The organism is Methylomagnum sp., from assembly GCF_054333355.1.
The window spans coordinates 1-2,670 of the sequence record NZ_JBTEKS010000503.1 but is presented as its reverse complement, the minus strand read 5'-3'; the positions used below and the strand labels follow the sequence as shown (position 1 = coordinate 2,670).

Genomic DNA, 2,670 nt, shown 5'->3' with positions numbered 1-2,670 from the left:
TTTCCGAAAATGCTTGTCACCGTTGATCTGGATGTAGGATGGGTAGAGCGTACTCGCGAAACCCATCGAGCCGGACACAGGGTGATGGGTTTCGCTTCGCTCTACCCATCCTACAGGTATGTCTTTTCCTGGAAATCGCCTAAGTTAATCGGATTGCGCTAATACCAAAAGGCCCGTTCAATGTTCCGATTCTGGCCATTCACCCCCTTCGACGCCGCTCAGGACAGGCTTCGATACCTCAGGGCGAACGGCCCGAATCGGAGCATTGAATGGCCCTGGGTGGATTCGATTGATGGCGGCAATGCGGTCGGCGCACTGGCGTTCCGGCGGCTCGCGAGCCAGGGTCCGCGCACTCGTGAGATGAATCAGAAATCAAGGTCTCATGCGGGACCGTAGGTTCTGTTGACGTAAGGAAAAAATGGGGCGAGGCGCTAATTCCTCCCTTTGTAAAAGGGGGGGCTAAGGGGGATTTCCAAGCGACTTGAAGCGCCCTGGAAGCCAAGAAACCCCCTCGATCCCCCTTTTTTCAAAGGGGGGAAGGAAGTAAGCCCCCGCACGGCTGATGAAGCGCCTTACCAGCCAGCAGACGTAAGTACATGTTTCTTAGAGAGCTTCGCGCTTACATCAACAGAGCCTAGCGTAACTTGCCGCCCCATCCCAAAAGCGCTAACTTCGCCCCAAGCCTTCACCACCGGAACCTCTCAATGAACGCGCAATTCCTCGTCAATGCCACCGGACACAAAACGGCTGTAGTTCTTCCCATCGAAGACTTCCGCACTCTGCTAGACCGCCTGGAAGAACTGGAAGACCTCCGGCTAATTGAAGAGCGGAAATCAGAGCCCCGCATCGCCATCGAATCCTTGACGGAACTCACTGCCTTGGTTTCCGCGCTCTAGCGCAAAAACAAGAAATCCCCCATTGACATCCCCGCAATCCCCCCTAGAATGCGCCCCCATTCCGCCCCCAAGGCGTTCGATTCAACCGGGAATCATTCCCCCCAACCCAGAGGAGCCAAACCGATGCCGTCACTTAACTTGTCCAATATAATCACCACCGGCTAAGGTCACGGCTTCGCGGCCCGCGCCGGTATCACCGGGCGCTGGCCGGAGGTTCCCCAAAACCCCTGGCAAGTCCACTTGCCAGGGGTTTTTTATTTCCCCCACGCCGCGCCCGAATACGTCTAAGAGATACCCTTTATGCCGATTCAGAAAACCTTCAACAAAGGGCGCGTGCCGGTCAAGGTGTGGACCGACGACATCGACCACGCCGCCCTCGAACAACTCCTCAACGTGGCCCAACTGCCCATCGTCCACGGCCACATCGCCGCCATGCCCGACGTACACGCGGGCATCGGCGCCACCGTCGGGAGCGTCATTCCCACCAAGGCCGCCATCATCCCGGCGGCGGTGGGGGTGGATATTGGCTGCGGCATGAACGCCGTGCGCTTAAGCCTCCGCGCCGAGCAACTGCCCGGCAACCTGCACCGGCTCCGCAGCGCCATCGAGGCGGCGGTGCCGGTCGGCTTCGAGCAGCACGACTCCGACAAGGTGCGTGGTTCCAGCCATGCCCGGCTGGCCCGCCCGCTGTCCGACCGGCTCGACCGCATCGTCGGCAAGCATCCGGGCCTGATGAAGATGCAGAAGCAATTCGCCCGCACCTGGATCGCCCAACTCGGGACGCTCGGCGGCGGCAACCATTTCATCGAAATCTGCCTGGACGAGGCCGGGCAGGTGTGGGTGATGCTGCATTCCGGGTCGCGGGGCATCGGCAACTGCATGGGCCGCTACTTCATCGCGCAAGCGCGGAAGGCGGCGGAGAAGGATCGTATCCACTTGCCGGACAAGGACTTGGCCTGGTTCGCCGACGGCTCGGCGCTGTTCGATGACTACTGGGAAGCGGTGGATTGGGCGCAGGATTACGCCCTGCTCAACCGCCGCATGATGCTGGAACTGATCGTGGAAGCGCTGCGCCCGCACCTGCCGACCTTCCGCCTCGACGGCGAAGCCATCAACTGCCATCACAACTACGTGGCGCAGGAAACCCACTTCGGCGAGAAGCTGTTCATCACCCGCAAGGGCGCGATTTCAGCGCGGGAAGGGGAGCTGGGCATCATCCCCGGCAGCATGGGCGCGAAGAGCTACATCGTGCGCGGCCTGGGCAACCACGCCTCGTTCTGCTCCTGCTCCCACGGCGCGGGCCGCAAGATGAGCCGCACCGAAGCCAAGCGGCGCTTCAACCGCCTCGATCTGGAAAACCAGACGGCGGGCATCGAATGCCGCAAGGACAAGGGCGTGCTGGACGAGATTCCCGGTGCCTATAAGGACATCGACCGGGTGATGGAGCTGCAAACGGACTTGGTGGAAGTGGTTCACACCTTGAAGCAGGTGGTATGTGTGAAGGGCTAACGCATTTTTAAAGGCGAGGATTGTAGGTCAGGCTTTAGCCTGACTCTGCCGTTCCGGCTGACGTGGTGTGCGCCACGCTCCGATAGTGCGATTCGGGCTTCCCTGCCCGAATCGCCCTCTCCGTGGGCGGTGATTGCCTTCGGCGGCCCCGGACGCCCTGCGTTCACCCGTCCCGACCCAACAAGGGGATCGGGACGTGGCTCCACAAATGGCTCTACGCCCGGTCGTGGGCCTTGCAGATTCCCTCCGGGAATCCGCCCGGCAC

The 2,670-nt window shown here is 61.0% G+C and carries 2 protein-coding genes; both read left to right on the top strand.

The window, feature by feature from the left end:
* Nucleotides 1–704: 704 nt before the first annotated feature.
* On the top strand, nucleotides 705–896 hold the full coding sequence (locus tag ACXWUF_RS21735) for a hypothetical protein (RefSeq protein ID WP_458498440.1): 192 nt from the start codon (nucleotides 705–707) through the stop codon (nucleotides 894–896).
* Between the two features lie 300 nt (nucleotides 897–1,196).
* The gene (locus tag ACXWUF_RS21730) at nucleotides 1,197–2,405 is read left to right on the top strand and encodes an RtcB family protein (protein ID WP_458503406.1); all 1,209 of its coding nucleotides are present in this window, start codon (nucleotides 1,197–1,199) and stop codon (nucleotides 2,403–2,405) included.
* The last annotated feature ends 265 nt before the right edge of the window (nucleotides 2,406–2,670 follow it).

What these genes read in the sequence shown, in the direction of transcription:
- ACXWUF_RS21735 (WP_458498440.1), top strand. Translation starts at nt 705, where the DNA reads ATGAACGCGCAATTCCTCGTCAATGCCACCGGACACAAAACGGCTGTA.
- ACXWUF_RS21730 (WP_458503406.1), top strand. Translation starts at nt 1,197, where the DNA reads ATGCCGATTCAGAAAACCTTCAACAAAGGGCGCGTGCCGGTCAAGGTG.